The following is an 18,619-nucleotide window of genomic DNA, read 5'->3' on the forward strand; positions in this document are numbered from 1 at the left end:
CTGGATCCATTGTGGAAGCGAACCTGATCGCTCCCACAGAAGATTTGAGACTATTGGGAAATCGCGGGCAAATCGAAGAACGCCCGTGCACATGCAGTCGTGTGCGCGGCCAGATCTTCATGGGTTTCACCGCGATGCAAGGCCACTTCACGCAAGACTTCAGTCAGGTATGCAGGCTCGTTACGCCCGTTTTTCGGCTTGGGCCGCAGGCTGCGCGGCAGCAGGTATGGCGCATCGCTTTCCAGCATCAGGCGCCCGCGCTTAATCTCCCGAACCAGCGGATGCAGGTGCGTGCCCCGGCGTTCATCGCAGATCCACCCGGTAATACCGATATGCAGGTCCAGGTCGAGATAACTGAACAGCGCTTTCTGTTCTCCGGTGAAGCAATGCACTACCGCGGCCGGCAGTTGATCACGGAAGTCGCGCAGGATCTCCAGCAATCGCTGGCTGGCATCACGCTCGTGCAGGAACACAGGCAACTGCAACTCGACCGCCAGCGCCAGATGTTCTTCGAGTACCTTTTCCTGCTGTGGGCGCGGCGAGAAGTCGCGATTGAAGTCCAGCCCGCATTCGCCCACGGCCACCACATTCGGCTCCTCGAGCAGGCTACGCAGACGCCGGGCGCTGTCGGCATTCCAGTCGCTGGCCGAGTGGGGGTGAATGCCCGCCGTGGCGAACAGCTGCTGAGTACTTTCATCCAATTGCCGGCACAGTTCCAGCGCCTGCTCGCTGCCCTCGACGCTGGTGCCGGTGAGCACCAATTGGCAGACCCCGGCGGCGTAGGCGCGGTCGAGTACGGCCTGGTGTTTGTCGGCAAAACTGGGGTTGGTCAGGTTGACGCCGATATCGATGAGTTGCATGGTTCTACCTCGGACCAAAGGCCGGAAAGCATATCAGAGCCACGGATTTAAAAGAAAAGCCAAGAACTACAATGAGTTAAAGGTGTCTCTTGAGGCGCGAACGCGGTTGTATTGGTAGTTTTGATGTCATTGTGCCAGTCTTTCTCGCTTTGCCAGTGTCGTGAACATTGGACTTTTGTCGCCGAATCAGATGCCGTTCGTCATGAGCGCGGTCTCATTACTTTTCCGGAGAGTGGATGATTCGTCCCTCGGTTCTGCTACTGCTGTGCTGCTCGCTGCTACTGCCGTTTCCGGCGGTCGCGCGTCTGCCCGGGCCACTGCAAGCCGTGCCGACAGCAAAGGTGCGTGACCTCTCGGAAATTCGCAGCAGTCGCGTGTTGCGGGTGCTGGTCAATCAGAGCCGTAACAGTTCCGGCGAAGTCCAGGGGCAGGCCATCGGGGTCGAATACCATCGGCTGCGGGCCTTTGAGCAATACCTCAACGGGCACGCCCGGGACGGCCAGGAAGTCACCCTCAAAATCATCCCCAGGGCCAAGGATCAATTGCTCGGCGCGCTGCAGCGCGGAGAGGGCGACCTGGTGGCCCCCGGGGAATTGCTTGATCTGCAACCGGGCTACGCCGTCAGCAGCAGCGAGCCGATTGCCAGCAACATTCCACTGGTTTTGGTGGGCATCAAAGGTGAACGGCGCTATACCCGTCTCGAACAACTCTCGGGTAAAACCCTGGCCTTGCCCGCCGGCAGCGCAGCCGGTGACGCCGTCAGTCAAATCAATCAAAAACTCGCGCTGCACAAGTTGCCGCCGGTGACGATCGAGTGGGTCGATCCCAGTCTGGCGGTCGAGGATGTGCTGGAGATGGTGCAGGGCGGGATCTTTCACCTGACCATCGTTGAGCTTCCGATCGCCGAGCGCTGGGGCAAGATCCTGCCTAAATTGCGTCTGGACCGACAGGTGCAGATCAGCGAACCGGGCGAAGAGTTCTGGTTCGTGCGCCGCGATGCGTCGATGTTACGGGCCAGCATCGATCGCTTCCTTACCGGCTACAAATCACCATCGGATCAGGATGCCGCATTCCTGCGGATCTATCGCCGTCTGTATCAAGTGCATTATCCCTTGGCCAAGGCGGATCGCCAGCGCCTGGAAAAACTGCGCCCGGTATTGCAAAAGCATGCCGCAGCCCAAGGCATGGACTGGCTGAACCTGGCGGCGCTGGCGTTCAAGGAGTCGGGCCTGCAGCCGCCGGCCCGTAGCGGCGGTGGGCCGACCGGCCTGATGCAGATCACGCCTTCCGCTGCCCAGCGGGTGGGGGTGAACAACTTTCAGGAACTCGACGGCAATGTACAGGCCGGGGCCAAGTACCTGGCGTTGATCCGCCGCAAGTTTTTTGCCAGTCCCAAACTCAATGAAAGAGAGCGTATGGCCTTCGTGCTGGCGGCCTACAACATCGGGCCGGAGCGGGTCCAGGGAATGCGCGCCGAAGCTCGCCGGCGCGGGTTGAATCCCAATCAGTGGTTCTTCCAGGTGGAACGTATCGCCATGGAGCAAGTGGGAATGGGACCTGTCAGCTATGTTAATAGCGTGAACAAGTATTACCTGGCGTTCGATCGAGAACGCGAGTCACTGGAGCCCCAGGGACAAAAGGTGGTATCAAGTAAATAATCGAAATATTCGATGGTGATGTTGAATTTTTTGCGCTTTTAACATGGAATTTACTGATTAATATAGCGGCCAACCCACTACAAGGAAGCAACAGCATGAGCACATTGATCAACAGAGTACTGTTTACCCGCGCCGGCTACGGTTTGACGGTATTGCGCATCTTCGTCGGCATCATCTTCGCGGCCCATGGCGCGCAGAAGCTCTTCGGGGCATTCGGTGGTTACGGGTTGGCCGGCACCGCGCAGTACATGGAAAGCATCGGCCTGGCGCCGGGCTACCTGATGGCGACGCTGGCGGGGGGGACCGAGTTTTTTGGCGGCCTGGCCTTGATCATCGGCCTGCTGGCTCGTCCGGCGGCGCTGGGCCTGACCTTTCTTTCGCTGGTGGCGATTTTCTCGGTACACATCAGCAACGGTCTGTTCATGGCCAACAACGGCTATGAGTTCGCCCTGGCCTTGCTCGGTGGCAGCATCGCGGTGTTGATCGAAGGCGCCGGCAAGCTTTCGGCGGACCGCCTCATCGCCGACTGACCGCTCTGGTTCAATGATAAAGGCCTGCATTGCGCAGGCCTTTTTTGTTTTGCGTCATTCTTGACACTGTCCGGTCAGCTTCTCTAGGATGTTGCTCATGCGCCGATTTAAACAGCTACTTGCGGGGCGCCAGGTGACTCATTCAGTCACCGACAGAAGCTTGAAACAGGCTTCGAAATACCGCTAAAGCGCTGGTTCGGTGTTGCCTCTCACCTGCCATGCAGACTTTTGAGGCAGAGACACGACACAATGAATGCATTAAACCCTGTTGTACGTCCCGCGCCGATCACGGCACATCTCACCCAGCGCAATCCAAAAATCCTGCTTGGCGGCAACCATCAGCCGACGCTCCTGCGGTATCTCGACGGCTGGCCACGTCGTACCGGCGGTCCGGCAGCCTTCCTGATCCAGTTTGTCGAAGACGGTGAATCCCTGGCCCGTTTTGCCAATGACAGTTTTGATCTGGCGGTGATTCAGTCCCCCAGTGTCGAAGAGGCTCCCGAGGTCATCAAGCAACTGACCCGTGTCGCCCGGCAAGGCCTGATTACCCGCCGTTGACTCACCGCGTTGCATTTCAGGGATATTCGATCGCAACGATGTACACGCACTGCTCGCCAGTCGGCGTCTGCACCCGGACCTCGGCGTCGAGTGCCTTGCCGATCAGGGCTCGGGCCAATGGTGAGTCGATGCTGATCAGCCCTTGCTTGAGGTCCAGTTCATCCGGCCCGACAATGCGGTACCGAGCCTCCTTGCCGTCCTCGTCTTCAATCGTGACCCAGGCGCCGAAATAGACCTTGTTCGGATCACTGGGTTTTTCGCTGACGACCTTGAGCGCTTCCAGGCGTTTGGTGAGAAAGCGCACGCGACTGTCGATCTCGCGCAGCATCTTTTTACCGTAAGTGTATTCGGCGTTTTCCGAACGGTCGCCCTGGGCGGCGGCTTCGCTGACCGCCTGAGTCACTTGCGGGCGGCGCACGTGCCACAGTTCATGAAACTCGGCACGCATCCGCGCTTCACCTTCAGGGGTGATCAGCGCGGTGCCGGCGGTGCGGGGAGGGCGGTAACGGCTCATGGCAACTTCTTTTGAGGGTTATGGCTGGAGTCTATCAACCCTCGCGCAGGACTGTCAGGGGGCTGGCGTTCAAGGCGCGACGGGTACCGAACACACCGGCACCACCGATCAACACGGCACCGATCAGTGGCAGTACCAACAGCCACGGATGCGGATGCCACGGCAGGTCAAACGCATAACGGTAGAGCACCAGGCTCACGACTTCCGAACCCAGTGCCGCCAACAAGCCACTGACCGCGCCGAGCAAACCAAACTCGATACGCCGAGCCTTGACCAGTAATTGCCGCTCTGCGCCCAGCGCCCGCAGCAGTGCGCCTTGGCGAATGCGTTCATCCAGCGTCGCCTGCAAGCCGGAGAACAACACCGCCATCCCCGCCGCCAGTACGAACAACAGCACGTATTCCACCGCCAGAGTGACCTGGGCGAGGATGCTGCGCAGTTGCTCCAGCAACGCTTCGACTTGCAGGATCGTCACTGCCGGAAAACTGCGGGACAGGTCAACGATCTGCTGGTCATGGCCGGCCGCCAGATAAAAACTGGTCAGGTAGGTCGCCGGCAGGTCCTTCAGGGTGCCGGGCTGGAAGATCATGAAGAAGTTGGGCTGGAAATTGTCCCAGTTGATCTCGCGCAGACTGGTGACTTTCGCCTCGCGGTTGACTCCGCCGACGGTGAAAATCATATGGTCGCCGAGCTTGAGCTTCAGGCTTTCGGCAACCTTGCCTTCCACCGACACCCCAGGAATATCGCCGGGTGCCTGATCGTTCCACCATGTGCCCGCAGTGATTTTATTACCCGCGGGGAGGTCCGCCGCCCAGGTCAGGCTCAGGTCGCGCTGGATGGCGCGATCACCCGCCGAGTCCTTGCTGACAATTTCCCGCACCGGGTCACCGTTGATGCTGATCAGGCGCCCGGGCACTACCGGGTACAGCGGCGCCGATTGAGCCGACACGGCGATCAGGCGATCGGTGAAGGCCTGTTTGTCTGCCGGCAGGATGTTCAAGGCGAAATAATTGGGTGCGTTTTTCGGCAACTGGTTCTGCCAGGTGTCCAGCAGCTCGCCGCGCAGCAGGGCGATCAGCGCCATCGACAACAGAATCAGGCCGAAGGCCAGGGATTGCCCTGCTGCTGCCAGCGGATGACGCAGTAATTGACCGAGTCCAAGCCGCCAAGGCAAGGACGCGCGAGCGAGCAGGCGCCGCAGGCTTTTGAGCAGCAGCAACAGCAGTCCGCCCAGCACCAGCGCTGCAATCACCCCGCCGCCGAGCAGGGCGAAGGTCAGCACCAGGTCCAGGCTCAGGCGCCACATGATCAGCCCGAGGGCGCCCAGTGCCGCGCCGTAGACCATCCAGGTGCTGGAAGGAATCGGCAACATGTCGCGACGTAATACCCGCAGGGGTGGAACCCGACCCAGGGCCGCCAGAGGTGGCAAGGCAAAGCCGGCCAAGGCCACAAGCCCCGTACCGATTCCGGCGAAGGCCGGAAACAGGCCGCCCGGCGGCACATCGGTCGGCAGCAGATCATGCAGCAGGGCGAACAGGCCGAGTTGCGCCAGCCAGCCAATGGCGGCGCCGCTGAGACTGGCGAGCAGTCCCAGGACGGTCAGCTGTAAACTGAACAGCAGCAGGGTTTCCCGACGGGACAACCCCAGGCAGCGTAACAACGCACTGGCATCAAAGCGCCGGGTGGCGAAGCGCGTTGCCGACAGCGCCACCGCGACACCGGCCAGCAACACCGCCACCAGACTGGCCATATTCAGATAACGCTCGGCCTTGCCCAGCGCGCCACCGATCTGCCGGTTGCCATCGCGGGCGTCCTGCAGGCGCTGGTTGGCGGCGAGCCCCGGTTTGATCAGTTGCCGATAGGTTTCCAGCGCCTGGGCATCGCCGCGCCACAGTTCGCGGTAGCTGACCCGGCTGCCCGGTTGCACCACGCCAGTGGCCTGCAGGTCACTGAGATTGATCAACACCCGCGGCGTCAGGCTGTAGAAGTTGCCGGCACGGTCCGGCTCGTAGGTCAGCACGCGTGCCAGCTTCAGGGTTTTCATGCCCACGTCGATGCTGTCGCCGATCTTCAGCTCCAGCGCCGTGAGCAGTCGCGCCTCGACCCAGGCTTCACCGGGTTTCGGTCCGCCGCCTGGCTCTGGCGGGGAAAAAGGGGCAGGGGCACTCTTGAGTTCGCCGCGCAGCGGATAGACGTCGTCGGCCGCCTTGATGCTGGACAGCTGGATGCCGTTGTCGGTGGCGATGACACTGGAGAACTCCACCACCTGTGCATGTTCGAGTCCTAGTCCCGTGCCGCTACTGATCTGTTCCGGCCGTGCCGGCGAACTGCCTTCGAGCAACAGGTCGGCACCGAGGAACTCGGTGGCGCGCAACATCATGGCGCCGTTCAGGCGGGCGCCGAAGTAGCCGATGGCAGTACTGGCGGCTACGGCCACCAGCAGGGCGAAAAACAACACGCGCAACTCACCGGCGCGGGCGTCGCGCAATAACTGGCGGATGGCGAGACTGAACAGGCGCAACAGCGGCATGCGTACCATCAAGGCTCCAGAGGGGCGACCAGCAGGCCGGCTTCAAGACGGATCAGGCGCCGGCAGCGATGGGCCAGGCGTTCGTCGTGGGTTACCAGCACCAGGGTCGTGCCGCGCTCGTTGTTGAGTTCGAACAGCAAGTCGCTGATGCGCTCGCCCGTATGGCTGTCGAGGTTGCCGGTGGGCTCGTCGGCGAACAGCACGTCGGGTTCGGCAGCAAACGCACGGGCAATCGCCACGCGTTGCTGCTCACCACCGGATAGTTGGCGAGGCGAGTGAGTCAGGCGTTGGCCAAGGCCCACCCGCTGCAGCAATTGGGTGGCGCGTTCACGGGCATCTTTGCGCCCGTCGAGCTCAAGCGGCAGCATGACGTTTTCCAGGGCGTTGAGACTGTCGAGCAGCTGGAACGACTGGAAGACAAATCCCACATGCTCGGCACGAATGCGAGCGCGCTGGTCTTCATCGAGGTTGCTCAGGCCTTGCCCGGCGAGGGTGACCTCACCGCTGCTCGGCAGGTCGAGGCCGGCCAGCAGGCCCAGCAGGGTAGATTTGCCGGAACCGGAAGCGCCGACGATGGCCAGGCTGTCGCCCTTGTTCAGTTCCAGGCTGAGTTCGTGCAGGATGGTCAGTTCACCTTCCGCGCTGGGGACCACTTTGCTAAGGTTCTTCGCGGTGAGAATGCTTGCGTCCATGGAGAATCCGATGCGTGTGTGGTTTTTGAGTGCCGGCCTGGCCTTGATGTGCATGGCCCAGAACGCAGCGGCCGGTACTGTGCTGATCGTTGGCGATAGTATCAGCGCCGGTTTCGGGCTGGATACCCGGTTGGGGTGGGTGTCGTTGCTGGAGCAACGGCTCAAAGGGGAAGGTTTTGACGATAAAGTGATCAATGCCTCCATCAGTGGTGACACCAGTGCAGGAGGCCAGGCGCGCCTGCCTGCGCTGCTTGCAGAGCATAAGCCTGAGGTGGTGATCCTCGAGTTGGGTGGCAACGATGGTCTGCGCGGGCTGTTGCCAACACAATTGCAACAAAACCTTGCGTCGATGATCGACAGCTCCCAAGCCAGCGGTGCCAGGGTGCTGTTGCTCGGCATGCAATTGCCGCCCAATTACGGCGCCCGCTACACCACAGCCTTCGCCGAGGTCTACAGCAATCTGGCTGAGGAGAAAAAAGTCCCGCTGGTGCCATTTTTCCTTGAAGGTGTGGGCGGTCATCCGGACCTGATGCAGGCCGATGGCATACACCCGGCGGCCGGGGCCCAGAGCAAATTGCTGGATAATGTCTGGCCCACCCTAAAACCGCTGTTATGACTCTTTTCTAGGCGCGGGCTTTCGGCTAAGGTGGCGCCCCCGATTTGGAGCCCCCGATGCCGCGTCCCGCCTGGTCACTTTTTGCCTATCAACTGATCGAGCCTGACGAGCAGCTGGATCTGTTCGCCTGCCAGGAAGTGCGGGTGCATCTGGTGACCCGTCAACTGGAGTTGGGCGGCTCGGCAGACCGGACCTTGTGCGGCAGCCTGTTGCCGGCACAGCCCCGCTGGTCTAGCGTCGATCGTCGGGTGTTCCAGGATCAGCGCCTGTGTTCGCTGTGCCGCGCCATCCTCGAGTCGCAGAAGCGCGGCACCTCGCCCATCTGGCCGGAACTGCGGTTCGAGTTGTGAAGCCGCAACGTTAGCTTACTATCGGCCAACTCCCCGAATCACTGGGCAGCGGTGTACAATCTCGCGCCTATACCCTCTGTTGATCACGAAGGATTTTCCGGATGTTGCCGCGCTTTCCTGCCGTCACCCGCTGCCTGACTCTTGCTGCCCTGTTTGTGGCCGGCCCAGTTGCAGCATTGGAGCTTCCCCTGCCACCGCCCGGCGAAGACATCATTGGCCAGGTCCAGGTGATAAAGGCCAAGTACGAAGACACCTTCGCCGACCTCGGTACCGCTTACGACCTGGGCTACACGGAAATGGTCGCGGCCAACCCGGGCGTCGATGCATGGTTGCCGGGTGCCGGCACCGAAATCATTCTGCCGACCCGTTTCATCCTGCCGCCGGGACCGCGTGAAGGCATTGTGATCAACCTGGCCGAATACCGCCTCTACTACTACCCGAAAGGCCGGAACGTGGTGTACACCTTCCCGCTGGGTATCGGTCGTGAGGGCTGGGGCTCGCCGATTGCCCATACCAGCATCACCGCGAAGACACCGAACCCGACCTGGACCCCTCCAGCGTCGATCAAGGCCGAGCACGCCGCCGACGGTGATCCGCTGCCCAACGTGGTGCCGGCAGGCCCGGACAACCCGCTGGGGCCGTTCAAGTTCACATTGGGCACACCGGGCTACCTGATCCACGGTTCGAACAAGAAGTTTGGCATCGGCATGCGCACCAGCCATGGCTGCTTCCGAATGTTCAACAACAACGTGCTGGAAATGGCCGGCATGGTGCCGGTGGGGACGTCGGTGCGGATCATCAATGACCCGTACAAGTTCGGCATGAGTGGCGGCAAGGTTTATCTGGAAGCGCACACGCCGCTGGACGACAAGGGCAACCCTTCGGTGGTCGACAAGCACACCGCGGTGATCAACGCGATGCTCAAGCGTGAAGACATCACCAACAACCTGCGCATGAACTGGGATGTGGTGCGTGATGTGGTTGCGGCTGAAGACGGTCTGCCGGTGGAAATCGCGGTACCGGGGACGGCTGCGCCGATGGTGTCGAGCACGCCGCTCGACCTGCAGCAGTAACGCCTGCAAAGAGCCCGCCGGCGCTGACTGCGCCGGCGGGTTTTTTATTGCCTGGAGGAAACGCCGGGCAATAAAAAAGCCGACCCAAAAAATGGGTCGGCTTGATAACAATCCCGAAGGATTATTACTTGCGGCTAGCTTTGTCCAGCATGCGCAGAGCACGCTCGTTAGCTTCGTCAGCAGTCTGTTGTGCTTTTTGAGCAGCAGCCAGAGCTTCATCAGCTTTACGGTAAGCTTCGTCTGCACGAGCCTGGGAGCGAGCAGCTGCGTCTTCAGTAGCGGTCAGACGTGCTTCAGTTTCTTTGGATGTGCTGCTGCAACCGGTAGCCAGAACTGCGGCCAGAGCCAGAGCAGAGAATTTCAGAACGTTGTTCATCGTGTTCCCCTTCAAGGACTTTCTATTAAGTGACTGTCTCCTCAGAGTGAGGAAATAGCCGGCGTACATACTACCCATTACTTGTAGTAAGTAAAACTGACGTGAAGCAAGAAGCATAAAAAATTGTAGGCGTTGATTCTTTTTCGAGCAACTTTTAACGACATCGTATAAAAAATATCCAGCTACAAGCCCCGATCCTGAGCGCGCCGCAACGGAAAAGTTCCCTGTTTACGGGCTCTTTTTGCCGACCTTGGCTAAAGGCAGTCTATATGGATTCGTTTACACTTTTATTCGGATTTTGCGCGGTGCGTCCCATATCTTTCACCATGTTCAGGTGACTTTAACAAAGGGCGTTCGTCTCAAGTCTCAACATCCGGCAATGTTCAGGCTCTCGACCTTGGGGGGATCTACGGTCGAGCCCTTCCTGCGTGACCCGGGGCAGCACCCGCCAACCTGTGTGATGACGAGCGTACCTTGAGCATTTCTGCCAATGGTGCCTACTATTTGTACGTGCTCGGTAACGCGAGATCGGTGCAGCTCTTCTCGGTGTCCATTCTGGCACGGGGTGGCGTAGATGTTCCTTCGCCGGAAAAACATCGGTAAGGTAGGGGTCGGAAATCCAGACCCGCGAGGAGTAGTGATGAGCGAGGCGTTGTCCATCCACCATGACCAGGCTGGTCATCAGTTCGAGACCAATGTGGACGGTCATCGTGCCTATCTGACCTATATGGATCTGGGGAAGCAGACCCTGGATATCTATCGAACCTTCGTGCCCAACGCATTGCGTGGTCGCGGCATTGCGGCGGCACTGACCGAGCAGGCTCTGCAGTACGCCGAGGAAATGGGTTACACCGTCATTCCATCGTGCTCCTACGTCGAACGCTACATGGAACGTCATCAGCGCCATGCCGCCAAGCTGAGCCAGTGAGCTTCAGTAAAACGAACGCATAAAAAAACGCCGGGTTCAGCCCGGCGTTTTTTTGTCTGCGTTTTTTGTGCGGCCAAACAGGCGATCAGGTGCGAGCGCGCTTGGGCAGCACATCCTTGAGCTTGGCATGCATGCTGCGCAAGGTGTTCTCTGTGGCGGTCCAGTCGATGCAGGCATCGGTGATCGACACGCCGTATTGCAGATCGGCGAGGTCTTTCGGGATTGCCTGGCAGCCCCAGTTCAGATGGCTTTCAACCATCAGGCCGATGATCGACTGGTTGCCTTCGAGGATCTGGTTGGCAACGTTCTCCATCACCAGCGGTTGCAGGGCCGGGTCTTTGTTGGAGTTGGCGTGGCTGCAATCGACCATGATGTTGGGCTTGATCTTCGCTTTGTTCAGCGCCTGTTCGCACAGCGCAACGCTCACCGAGTCGTAGTTCGGCTTGCCGTTGCCACCGCGCAGCACCACGTGACCGTAGGCATTGCCCTTGGTGGTGACGATCGACACGCCACCTTCCTGGTTGATGCCCAGGAAGCGGTGCGGGCTGGAAACCGACTGCAGGGCGTTGATCGCAACGGTGAGGCCGCCGTCGGTGCCGTTCTTGAAGCCGACCGCCGAGGACAGGCCGGAAGCCATCTCACGGTGGGTCTGGGATTCGGTGGTACGAGCGCCGATGGCCGACCAGCTGATCAGGTCCTGCAGGTATTGCGGGGAGATCGGGTCGAGGGCTTCGGTGGCGGTCGGCAGGCCCATTTCGGCCAGGTCCAGCAGCAATTGGCGACCAATGTGCAAGCCATCCTGGATCTTGAACGAGTCGTCCAGATACGGGTCGTTGATCAAGCCTTTCCAGCCCACGGTGGTACGTGGTTTCTCGAAATACACGCGCATGACCAGATACAGGGTATCGGACACTTCTGCCGCGAGCACTTTGAGGCGCTCGGCGTACTCGTGCGCCGCCTTGATGTCGTGGATCGAGCAAGGCCCGATGACGACGAACAGGCGGTGGTCGGTACCATCGAGAATGTTGCGAATGACTTCGCGGCCCTTGGTGACGGTGCGCAGGGCGGCGTCGCTCAGGGGGATATCGCGCTTGAGCTGATCTGGAGTGATCAGTGTCTCGTTGGAGGCGACGTTTAGGTCGTTGATCGGTAAATCAGCCATCGTTTACTCGTCAGGTCACGGGTGCGGCCGCCAGCGAACCCGCGCGGCGGAGCGCAGCAAATTAAGCGCGTCGGGGAGCCGAACCTTAGCGCGTTACACCGTGGCTCGACAATGGGCAGACGCGGGTTTGGAGGGCATTCTCAAACAGTTTTCCCCTCGTGCCGGGGAAAACGAGAATGTTTCTAATCCAGCGCAGGTTGGGCAAATGCCTTGTGCACCGATTCGTGGGAGAATTCGTTGGCATGTTCCTGCACCCATTCGAGGGCCAGGGCCTGAATACCCTGCAGGTCGTCGAGGCTGTCATGCAGGCGACAGTAGCGCTCAATCTGGCAGACTTGCTCGCCCATTCGGGCGCTAAACAGTGTCTGTTCGTCGACAAAGGCAATACCGACCAGATAACCGCGCTTGCGTCGCAGGCACCAGGCGACATACCCCAGATAGCGCATGTCCGGATTCAGGGTTGGCATGCGCACTTCCAGCGCCGTACCGTGGCGCCATGCACGGTGATAATTGCAAGCCATGCCCCCCAGGCTGATAGTGTGCAGCTGTTGCCGCGAGATGCATTCGGGTTTGAGCAAGGTCAATTCGACGGGTATATCGTCAGGATGAGGAAGAAAACGTCCCATGAGCACGGACTCCATGTGTCGGTCATCTGACATTGTTTTCCCCAGTATAGTGGTCGAATCGGAACTGACCGATTTCGACGCCGACCAACGGCTGCTGGCGATGAGCGGTGTTTCGCTGGTTGTGTTTACCAGCGTTGGCTGCGCCAGTTGCCGTTATGCCCGCGAGCAACTGCCCGGACTCGAACTGGCGGTCGATCGACTGTGCTGGATCGATGCCGGAAACAACGGCGGCCTGGTCGAGCGTTATTCGGTTTTTCACTTGCCGGCACTGTTTGTCGTGCGTGACGGTGAGTTTTATGGGGCATTGCAATCGCGCCTGACCCGTATCGAGCTGAATGCAGCCTTGGGCCAGGCGTTGGGTGGAACAGCAGAGGAGTTGCCATGAAGGGGACAGTTGCCAAGCCGGTAGTCGGCATTATCGGGACGGGCGCAATTGGCGGTTTCTACGGTGTGATGCTGGCGCGGGCAGGGTTTGATGTGCATTTTCTGCTGCGCAGCGAGTTCAGCGCGGTGGCCGAGCGCGGCCTGCACGTTGATAGCGCGCCCCATGGCGCGCTGACGTTGAATCCGGTTCAGGCTTATTCGTCGGCTGAAGACATGCCACCCTGCGACTGGTTGCTGGTCGGCGCAAAAACCACCAGCAACGCGGATCTGGCACCGGCCATACTCAAGGCCGCGGCGCCGGGGGCGAAAGTGCTGCTGCTGCAAAATGGCCTGGACGTGGAAGACAGCTTGCGCCAATTGCTCCCCGACTCACTGCATGTGCTAGGCGGGCTTTGCTATATCTGCGTCCATCGCGAAGGCCCCGGGGTGATCACTCATCAGGCGCTCGGCGCGGTGCATGTCGGCTATCACAGCGGTTGTGCCGATGAAGCGGCGCGCACAGCGATCGTCGAAGAAGGCGTCGGCCTGTTCCGCGCTGCCGGCATCGACTCCCAGGCCATGGCGAACCTGAATCAGGCGCGCTGGCTGAAACTGGTGTGGAATATTCCCTACAACGGTCTTTCGGTTTTGCTGGGGGCAAGCACCACACCGCTGATGGCCGATGCCGATAGCCGTATGCTGGTCAAGGCATTGATGGATGAAGTGGTCCAGGGCGCCATCGCCTGCGGCCATGAGGTGCCGACGGGTTACGCCGAGCATTTGTTCAAGGTCACCGAGAATATGCCCGACTACTGGCCGAGCATGTACCACGACTTCCTGCACAAGCGACCACTGGAGCTGGCCGCGATCTATGCCCGTGCGCTGGTGGTGGCCAGGGCGGCGGGATGTGAAATGCCGCGCATCGAGGCGTTGTACCGCAGCTTGAGTTTTATTGATCGACGCAACCTGGGTTGATCGACCCGAGGGGGAAGGGCATGCCGAAGGTTATTGACGACAAACTGGTGCTGGCGATTTCTTCGCGGGCGCTGTTCGACCTGAGTGAAAGCCACAAGGTTTACGAGGCGAGTGGTGTCGAGGCCTACCGGCAATATCAGATTGAACACGAGGACGAAATCCTCAAACCCGGCGATGCCTTTCCGTTGGTGCAAAAGCTCTTGAGCCTCAATGCCAGGCTGGGCCGCGCCCGGGTCGAGGTAATTCTGGTGTCGCGCAACAGTGCCGACACCGGCCTGCGGGTGTTCAACTCGATCGACCATTACGGGCTGGCGATTTCCCGCGCGGCATTTGTCGGCGGGCGCAGCCCGTACCCCTATCTAAAGGCCTTTGGCTGCGACCTGTTTCTCTCGACCCACGCCGAAGACGTACGCAATGCACTGGACGCCGGGTTTGCAGCGGCGACCATTTTGTCCGGCGGTGCCAGCCGCGCGGCCAGTGACGAATTGCGCATCGCCTTCGATGGCGATGCGGTGCTGTTCTCCGACGAGTCGGAGCGTGTCTATCAGTCCGGTGGTCTGGAAGCGTTTCAGGCCAGTGAGCGCGAAGCCGCCCGTGAGCCATTGCGCGGCGGGCCTTTCAAGGGTTTTCTTGCCGCGCTCAATCTGTTGCAGCGTGAATTCGCGGACGACGCCTGTCCGATCCGCACCGCCCTGGTGACGGCCCGGTCGGCTCCGGCCCATGAACGGGTTATCCGTACCTTGCGCGAATGGGATATTCGTCTGGACGAGTCGCTGTTTCTTGGGGGCCTGACCAAGTCGGCGTTTCTCGAGGCGTTCGCGGCCGATGTGTTTTTCGACGATCAGGCCGGGCATTGCGAATTGGCCCGTGAAGTCGTCGCCACCGGTCACGTACCCCATGGCATCAGCAATGAGCTAAAGGTTTAACCCCGCCGTTCAATGTGTTACGCCGGACGTCGTAGTCGCCAAGGCACTGCTAAGCTGAATCAAATCCGAGCCATCTTGCCACTCAAGGAGGTCATATGATTCGTTCGATGTTGTATGCCACCGACCTCGGACTGTACGCACCTGTAGTGATGCAGCACGCCCTGGAGCTGGCTCGAACCTTCAATGCCAACTTGTATGTGGTGCACGCGGTCGAGCCCATGGGGCTGTTTGCCGAATCTGTATTGCAGAGCTATCTCGATGAGCAGGCACTGAACGAGTTCCACAGCCAGGGTCTGAATACGGTGATAGCCAACATTGAACAGCGCGTACTGGACAGTTTTCGTGAAGAGTTGGGTGAGGATGGCGAGCATGACCTGGCGCGCATCCAGGCGGTACGCGTGCTGCAGGGGGATCCGGCTCAGGTGATTCTGGAGCAGGCGCAGAAACTCTCCGTGGATTTGCTGATCGTAGGTAGTCACAGCCAGGGGGCAGGTGTGGACACGCCATTGGGGCGCACCGCAGCGCGTGTGCTGCAGCTGGCCAAGGTGCCGGTCTATCTGGTGCCGCTGGTGCAACGTCGTCGCCAGGGGGATTTCTAGAGCATCAATAGTGGCAGTCTGATAAAAAAGTTCTAGATTTATTCTTCACGCCATTAATATAGTTATATACCGTCGCTGATGCCCGTGGCGTCTACCTGCTTTGAGGGATTGATATGAAGCTTCAACAATTGCGCTACATCTGGGAAGTGGCGCACCACGACCTCAACGTTTCCGCTACAGCCCAAAGCCTTTACACCTCTCAACCGGGTATCAGCAAACAGATCCGTCTCCTTGAAGACGAACTGGGCGTCGAAGTTTTCGCCCGCAGCGGCAAGCACCTGACCCGCGTCACACCAGCCGGTGAGCGCATCATCACTACCGCTGGCGAGATTCTGCGCAAGGTCGAAAGCATCAAGCAGATTGCCCAGGAGTTCTCCAACGAGAAGAAAGGCACGCTGTCGATTGCCACCACTCACACCCAGGCGCGATATGCGCTACCGCCGGTGATCAGCAATTTCATCAAGCAATACCCGGATGTTGCCCTGCACATGCACCAGGGCTCGCCGATGCAGATCGCCGAAATGGCCGCTGACGGCACCGTTGATTTCGCCATTGCCACCGAAGCGCTGGAACTGTTCGGCGACCTGGTGATGATGCCGTGCTATCGCTGGAACCGCTGCGTGGTCGTGCCCCAGGGTCACCCTTTGACCAAGCTGTCGAAGCTGACTCTCGAAGCGCTGGCCGAATACCCGATCGTGACTTACGTGTTCGGTTTCACCGGCCGCTCGAAACTCGACGAAGCCTTCAGTCATCGCGGCCTGACGCCGAAAGTGGTGTTCACCGCGGCCGACGCCGACGTGATCAAGACTTATGTGCGTCTGGGCCTGGGCGTAGGCATCGTGGCGAAAATGGCCGTCGATACCAAACTCGACAGTGACCTGGTGGTACTCGATGCCAGCGAGTTGTTCGAATCCAGCGTGACCAAGATCGGTTTCCGTCGCGGCACCTTCCTGCGGGGGTTCATGTGCGACTTCATCGAGAAGTTCGCGCCGCACCTGACCCGCGAAGTCATGGCCAAAGCCATTGCGTGCCACAACAAGCAGGAGCTGGAAGAGCTATTCGACGGCGTCGAACTGCCCGTTCACTGATTTTGGCTAGACGACCTCGGTGACAGCGTACTGTTGCCGGGCACCCGCCACCAGAATCTCCACCTCATCACCCTCGAACTTGCCCAGCAGGCTTTTGCCCAGGGGAGAGCGGGGGGTGATGACGGTGATCAGCTGGCCCACCAGATCGACTTTCAAACCTGCCGCGTCGGGCGCCAGAAACAGCCATTGCTCGCGACCCTTTTCGTCTTCGAGCCCGAGCAACGCGCCCACTTCAATGCCCCGCCGAGCGTCGTAGGCACGCAGTACCAGATTCTGGCAGAGCGTCAGCGACTGGCGAATTTCCTCCACCCGCCTGGCCTGCCCGGCCGCCAGGTAAGAGGCCTCCAGGCCCAGGGTGTCGTACTTGTTCTCGGCGATGTTTTCTTCGTGGGTCGCGGTTTCGTAAGCGGTTTGCGCAGCACGTTCGGCGATGTCGAGATCGATCCGCAGCTTGTCGAGAATCAGTTGGTGGACGCTGAGTTTGTTCATGATCAATCGCAAAACTGCAGGACGTTGGCGCGACTTTTTTCGCTGGGTATGGTCCGGTCCTGCTGCAGCCAGAACTGGCAGGCAGGATTGGCCAGATTGCGGCCGCTGCTGCGCGCCTGGTCGAGTCGTTGCTGTTGTTCATTCTTGCGCAGGTTTTCTTCGTACTGGTCGAACAGCGGGCTCTGCGCCGGGATGTCCGGTACCGGTTGCGCCGCTACCGGCGGTTTGGCCAGTTGCTCGATCGCTGCCGAGACCGGGGCCAGTTGCTCGCTGAACAGCAGGCGCGAAGCGAGCCAGCAGGTCAGCGCGATGGCGACGAAACCCAGCCATACACCGAGGGCAATACTGCCGGTCAGTTGCAGGGCATTGAGCCGGATCGGCAAGTGACGGCGGGGGGTGGCACGGTAGGTCATGGTTGCCTCCTGGCGAAGGTCGCGGGCGAGTGCCGATTGTCGCATGAAGATTAATCGCCGTCGGCTCTTCTGCACGGGGTAATTTATGCGGACAATCGGCGCCTTTGCCAACGGGAGCCCGCAATGCCTGAACTGAAAACCCGCTGGGATATATTTTGCACCGTGGTGGATAACTTCGGCGACATTGGCGTGACCTGGCGCCTGGCCCGGCAACTGGTAGCCGAACAGGGTCTGGCGGTACGCCTGTGGGTCGATGATCTGCGGGCTTTCGAGCGTCTGTGCCCGGATATCGACATCCACCTTGCGCAACAGTGGCAACAGGGTGTCGAGGTACGACAGTGGCCCGCCGAGTGGCCGCCGACGCAAGCTGGCGATGTGGTGATTGCCGCGTTCGCCTGCCAGTTGCCCGGCGCTTACATGGAGGCCATGGCGGAGCGGGAAAAACCGCCGCTGTGGATGAATCTCGATTACCTGAGCGCCGAGGACTGGGTGATTGGCTGCCACGGCTTGCCTTCGGTGAAGTACAAGAATGTGCAGAAGTACTTTTTCTTCCCCGGATTCCAGAAGGGCACCGGCGGTCTGTTGCGTGAGCGCGAGTTGCTGGAGCAGCGCCGGCAATTTCAGCAAAGTCCCGAAAGCCAGCGAACATTCCTGCAAGGTCTGGGAGTTGATCGCGCGCCGGGCGCGCAGTTGATCTCGCTGTTTGCCTACGAAAATACCGGGCTGGCCAGTTGGCTCGATGCAATGGCCGCAGATTCGACGAGCACTCATCTATTGGTGCCCGAAGGTCGGATTCTTGGCGATGTCGAGCGTTGGCTCGCAAAGAAGGGGCTGCCAGCCGGCGCCGTGCATGTACGGGGTGCCTTGACCGTGCAAGTGCTGCCGTTCGTCCGACAGGATCAATATGACCGCTTGTTGTGGTGTTGCGATTTCAATGCCGTGCGCGGCGAAGATTCCTTCGTGCGCGCCCAATGGGCCGGCCGGCCGTTGCTCTGGCACATCTATCAGCAGGAAGAAGACGTCCACCTGGACAAGCTCGAAGCCTTCCTGGAACTCTATGTAAAGGGCCTGTCTGAACCTGCGGGCGAGGCGATCAGCGGTCTATGGCGAGCATGGAATGCCGGTGAGAAAATGACCGACCACTGGCAATCCACTCGTAAACACTGGCCAGAGATGGAAAAACACGCCGAGAAGTGGTGTCTGGAACAGGCCTTGCAGGCCGATCTTGCCACGGCGCTGGTACAGTTTTATGGAAATTGGATATGATACGCGGCCTAGATTTTTGTAAATCCC

Annotated in this window: 22 protein-coding genes; 13 read left to right on the forward strand and 9 right to left on the reverse strand. The window is 60.0% G+C overall.

All coding sequences use genetic code 11. The features are described from left to right. Positions 1 to 50: 50 nt before the first annotated feature. On the reverse strand, positions 51 to 860 hold the full coding sequence (locus tag AC07OG_RS12310; RefSeq protein WP_495067148.1) for a TatD family hydrolase: 810 nt from the start codon (positions 858 to 860) through the stop codon (positions 51 to 53). Positions 861 to 1,096: 236 nt separating this feature from the next. Between AC07OG_RS12310 and AC07OG_RS12315 the strand changes: the two genes are divergently transcribed. The 3 genes from AC07OG_RS12315 (at position 1,097) to AC07OG_RS12325 (ending at position 3,606) form a co-directional block, all read left to right on the forward strand. After that, the gene (locus tag AC07OG_RS12315) at positions 1,097 to 2,518 is read left to right on the forward strand and encodes an MltF family protein (RefSeq protein WP_060540919.1); all 1,422 of its coding nucleotides are present in this window, start codon (positions 1,097 to 1,099) and stop codon (positions 2,516 to 2,518) included. Positions 2,519 to 2,613: 95 nt separating this feature from the next. After that, on the forward strand, positions 2,614 to 3,048 hold the full coding sequence (locus AC07OG_RS12320; protein ID WP_060540920.1) for a DoxX family protein: 435 nt from the start codon (positions 2,614 to 2,616) through the stop codon (positions 3,046 to 3,048). 249 nt (positions 3,049 to 3,297) lie between these two features. Further along, positions 3,298 to 3,606: a hypothetical protein gene (locus AC07OG_RS12325; RefSeq protein ID WP_060540921.1), complete on the forward strand. Its 309-nt coding sequence runs from the start codon at positions 3,298 to 3,300 to the stop codon at positions 3,604 to 3,606. 16 nt (positions 3,607 to 3,622) lie between these two features. On the opposite strand, the gene greB is transcribed toward AC07OG_RS12325, so the two are convergent. The 3 genes from greB to AC07OG_RS12340 are packed head-to-tail and all read right to left on the reverse strand — an operon-like array spanning position 3,623 to position 7,342. Continuing rightward, positions 3,623 to 4,120 (reverse strand): transcription elongation factor GreB, encoded by a 498-nt coding sequence (greB, locus tag AC07OG_RS12330; RefSeq protein ID WP_495067149.1) that lies wholly within the window; start codon positions 4,118 to 4,120, stop codon positions 3,623 to 3,625. Positions 4,121 to 4,154: 34 nt separating this feature from the next. Then, on the reverse strand, positions 4,155 to 6,659 hold the full coding sequence (locus AC07OG_RS12335; RefSeq protein ID WP_495067150.1) for an ABC transporter permease: 2,505 nt from the start codon (positions 6,657 to 6,659) through the stop codon (positions 4,155 to 4,157). Then, positions 6,659 to 7,342 (reverse strand): ABC transporter ATP-binding protein, encoded by a 684-nt coding sequence (locus AC07OG_RS12340; protein WP_495067151.1) that lies wholly within the window; start codon positions 7,340 to 7,342, stop codon positions 6,659 to 6,661. Before AC07OG_RS12340 ends, AC07OG_RS12335 begins: the two co-directional genes overlap by 1 nt. 10 nt (positions 7,343 to 7,352) lie before the next feature. On the opposite strand from AC07OG_RS12340, the gene AC07OG_RS12345 reads away from it, so the two are divergent. The 3 genes from AC07OG_RS12345 to AC07OG_RS12355 all read left to right on the forward strand — a co-directional run bounded on the left by AC07OG_RS12345 (position 7,353) and on the right by AC07OG_RS12355 (position 9,381). Then, on the forward strand, positions 7,353 to 7,958 hold the full coding sequence (locus AC07OG_RS12345) for an arylesterase (protein WP_218425313.1): 606 nt from the start codon (positions 7,353 to 7,355) through the stop codon (positions 7,956 to 7,958). A gap of 56 nt (positions 7,959 to 8,014) precedes the next feature. Further along, entirely contained in the window at positions 8,015 to 8,308 is a 294-nt protein-coding gene (locus AC07OG_RS12350; RefSeq protein WP_003226812.1) for a hypothetical protein, read from the forward strand. Positions 8,309 to 8,409: 101 nt separating this feature from the next. Continuing rightward, positions 8,410 to 9,381, forward strand: a complete 972-nt coding sequence (locus AC07OG_RS12355; RefSeq protein WP_060540926.1) for a L,D-transpeptidase family protein — start codon at positions 8,410 to 8,412, stop codon at positions 9,379 to 9,381. A 124-nt stretch (positions 9,382 to 9,505) separates the two neighbouring features. On the opposite strand, the gene oprI is transcribed toward AC07OG_RS12355, so the two are convergent. Continuing rightward, positions 9,506 to 9,757, reverse strand: coding sequence for an outer membrane lipoprotei OprI (gene oprI / locus AC07OG_RS12360; RefSeq protein WP_007943620.1), 252 nt, complete (start codon positions 9,755 to 9,757; stop codon positions 9,506 to 9,508). A gap of 640 nt (positions 9,758 to 10,397) precedes the next feature. Between oprI and AC07OG_RS12365 the strand changes: the two genes are divergently transcribed. Further along, positions 10,398 to 10,685, forward strand: coding sequence for a GNAT family N-acetyltransferase (locus AC07OG_RS12365; RefSeq protein WP_020800382.1), 288 nt, complete (start codon positions 10,398 to 10,400; stop codon positions 10,683 to 10,685). Between the two features lie 85 nt (positions 10,686 to 10,770). On the opposite strand, the gene AC07OG_RS12370 is transcribed toward AC07OG_RS12365, so the two are convergent. After that, positions 10,771 to 11,847, reverse strand: coding sequence for a 3-deoxy-7-phosphoheptulonate synthase (locus tag AC07OG_RS12370; protein WP_060540927.1), 1,077 nt, complete (start codon positions 11,845 to 11,847; stop codon positions 10,771 to 10,773). Between the two features lie 182 nt (positions 11,848 to 12,029). Further along, positions 12,030 to 12,473, reverse strand: a complete 444-nt coding sequence (locus tag AC07OG_RS12375; protein ID WP_495067152.1) for a PilZ domain-containing protein — start codon at positions 12,471 to 12,473, stop codon at positions 12,030 to 12,032. On the opposite strand from AC07OG_RS12375, the gene AC07OG_RS12380 reads away from it, so the two are divergent. The 5 genes from AC07OG_RS12380 to cysB all read left to right on the forward strand — a co-directional run bounded on the left by AC07OG_RS12380 (position 12,472) and on the right by cysB (position 16,424). Continuing rightward, entirely contained in the window at positions 12,472 to 12,858 is a 387-nt protein-coding gene (locus AC07OG_RS12380) for a thioredoxin family protein (protein WP_060540929.1), read from the forward strand. The two genes, AC07OG_RS12375 and AC07OG_RS12380, sit on opposite strands and share 2 nt — an antisense overlap. Beyond that, the gene (locus AC07OG_RS12385; RefSeq protein ID WP_495067153.1) at positions 12,855 to 13,811 is read left to right on the forward strand and encodes a putative 2-dehydropantoate 2-reductase; all 957 of its coding nucleotides are present in this window, start codon (positions 12,855 to 12,857) and stop codon (positions 13,809 to 13,811) included. The genes AC07OG_RS12380 and AC07OG_RS12385 overlap by 4 nt, the downstream gene beginning before the upstream one ends. Positions 13,812 to 13,831: 20 nt before the next feature. Then, entirely contained in the window at positions 13,832 to 14,737 is a 906-nt protein-coding gene (locus AC07OG_RS12390; RefSeq protein WP_495067154.1) for a 5'-nucleotidase, read from the forward strand. A gap of 95 nt (positions 14,738 to 14,832) precedes the next feature. After that, on the forward strand, positions 14,833 to 15,336 hold the full coding sequence (locus tag AC07OG_RS12395) for a universal stress protein (protein WP_060540932.1): 504 nt from the start codon (positions 14,833 to 14,835) through the stop codon (positions 15,334 to 15,336). A gap of 113 nt (positions 15,337 to 15,449) precedes the next feature. Further along, positions 15,450 to 16,424, forward strand: a complete 975-nt coding sequence (cysB, locus tag AC07OG_RS12400; RefSeq protein ID WP_053161674.1) for an HTH-type transcriptional regulator CysB — start codon at positions 15,450 to 15,452, stop codon at positions 16,422 to 16,424. A 6-nt stretch (positions 16,425 to 16,430) separates the two neighbouring features. Here the strand turns inward: cysB and AC07OG_RS12405 are convergent, their stop codons facing one another. Further along, entirely contained in the window at positions 16,431 to 16,913 is a 483-nt protein-coding gene (locus tag AC07OG_RS12405; protein ID WP_060540934.1) for a GreA/GreB family elongation factor, read from the reverse strand. Positions 16,914 to 16,915: 2 nt separating this feature from the next. Next, a complete protein-coding gene (locus AC07OG_RS12410; RefSeq protein ID WP_060540935.1) occupies positions 16,916 to 17,326 on the reverse strand; it encodes a hypothetical protein in 411 nt (136 codons plus the stop codon). Between the two features lie 123 nt (positions 17,327 to 17,449). On the opposite strand from AC07OG_RS12410, the gene earP reads away from it, so the two are divergent. Beyond that, positions 17,450 to 18,592, forward strand: a complete 1,143-nt coding sequence (earP, locus tag AC07OG_RS12415) for an elongation factor P maturation arginine rhamnosyltransferase EarP (RefSeq protein WP_495067155.1) — start codon at positions 17,450 to 17,452, stop codon at positions 18,590 to 18,592. Positions 18,593 to 18,619 lie beyond the last annotated feature (27 nt).

The sequence above is a fragment of the Pseudomonas sp. GW821-FHT09H03 genome (assembly GCF_059415945.1).

Excerpts from the sequence above, each read along its gene's own strand:
- AC07OG_RS12310 (WP_495067148.1), bottom strand. The coding sequence starts at position 860 with ATGCAACTCATCGATATCGGCGTCAACCTGACCAACCCCAGTTTTGCC.
- AC07OG_RS12315 (WP_060540919.1), top strand. The coding sequence starts at position 1,097 with ATGATTCGTCCCTCGGTTCTGCTACTGCTGTGCTGCTCGCTGCTACTG.
- AC07OG_RS12320 (WP_060540920.1), top strand. The coding sequence starts at position 2,614 with ATGAGCACATTGATCAACAGAGTACTGTTTACCCGCGCCGGCTACGGT.
- AC07OG_RS12325 (WP_060540921.1), top strand. The coding sequence starts at position 3,298 with ATGAATGCATTAAACCCTGTTGTACGTCCCGCGCCGATCACGGCACAT.
- greB (WP_495067149.1), bottom strand. The coding sequence starts at position 4,120 with ATGAGCCGTTACCGCCCTCCCCGCACCGCCGGCACCGCGCTGATCACC.
- AC07OG_RS12335 (WP_495067150.1), bottom strand. The coding sequence starts at position 6,659 with ATGGTACGCATGCCGCTGTTGCGCCTGTTCAGTCTCGCCATCCGCCAG.
- AC07OG_RS12340 (WP_495067151.1), bottom strand. The coding sequence starts at position 7,342 with ATGGACGCAAGCATTCTCACCGCGAAGAACCTTAGCAAAGTGGTCCCC.
- AC07OG_RS12345 (WP_218425313.1), top strand. The coding sequence starts at position 7,353 with ATGCGTGTGTGGTTTTTGAGTGCCGGCCTGGCCTTGATGTGCATGGCC.
- AC07OG_RS12350 (WP_003226812.1), top strand. The coding sequence starts at position 8,015 with ATGCCGCGTCCCGCCTGGTCACTTTTTGCCTATCAACTGATCGAGCCT.
- AC07OG_RS12355 (WP_060540926.1), top strand. The coding sequence starts at position 8,410 with ATGTTGCCGCGCTTTCCTGCCGTCACCCGCTGCCTGACTCTTGCTGCC.
- oprI (WP_007943620.1), bottom strand. The coding sequence starts at position 9,757 with ATGAACAACGTTCTGAAATTCTCTGCTCTGGCTCTGGCCGCAGTTCTG.
- AC07OG_RS12365 (WP_020800382.1), top strand. The coding sequence starts at position 10,398 with ATGAGCGAGGCGTTGTCCATCCACCATGACCAGGCTGGTCATCAGTTC.
- AC07OG_RS12370 (WP_060540927.1), bottom strand. The coding sequence starts at position 11,847 with ATGGCTGATTTACCGATCAACGACCTAAACGTCGCCTCCAACGAGACA.
- AC07OG_RS12380 (WP_060540929.1), top strand. The coding sequence starts at position 12,472 with ATGAGCACGGACTCCATGTGTCGGTCATCTGACATTGTTTTCCCCAGT.
- AC07OG_RS12375 (WP_495067152.1), bottom strand. The coding sequence starts at position 12,473 with ATGGGACGTTTTCTTCCTCATCCTGACGATATACCCGTCGAATTGACC.
- AC07OG_RS12385 (WP_495067153.1), top strand. The coding sequence starts at position 12,855 with ATGAAGGGGACAGTTGCCAAGCCGGTAGTCGGCATTATCGGGACGGGC.
- AC07OG_RS12390 (WP_495067154.1), top strand. The coding sequence starts at position 13,832 with ATGCCGAAGGTTATTGACGACAAACTGGTGCTGGCGATTTCTTCGCGG.
- AC07OG_RS12395 (WP_060540932.1), top strand. The coding sequence starts at position 14,833 with ATGATTCGTTCGATGTTGTATGCCACCGACCTCGGACTGTACGCACCT.
- cysB (WP_053161674.1), top strand. The coding sequence starts at position 15,450 with ATGAAGCTTCAACAATTGCGCTACATCTGGGAAGTGGCGCACCACGAC.
- AC07OG_RS12405 (WP_060540934.1), bottom strand. The coding sequence starts at position 16,913 with ATGAACAAACTCAGCGTCCACCAACTGATTCTCGACAAGCTGCGGATC.
- AC07OG_RS12410 (WP_060540935.1), bottom strand. The coding sequence starts at position 17,326 with ATGACCTACCGTGCCACCCCCCGCCGTCACTTGCCGATCCGGCTCAAT.
- earP (WP_495067155.1), top strand. The coding sequence starts at position 17,450 with ATGCCTGAACTGAAAACCCGCTGGGATATATTTTGCACCGTGGTGGAT.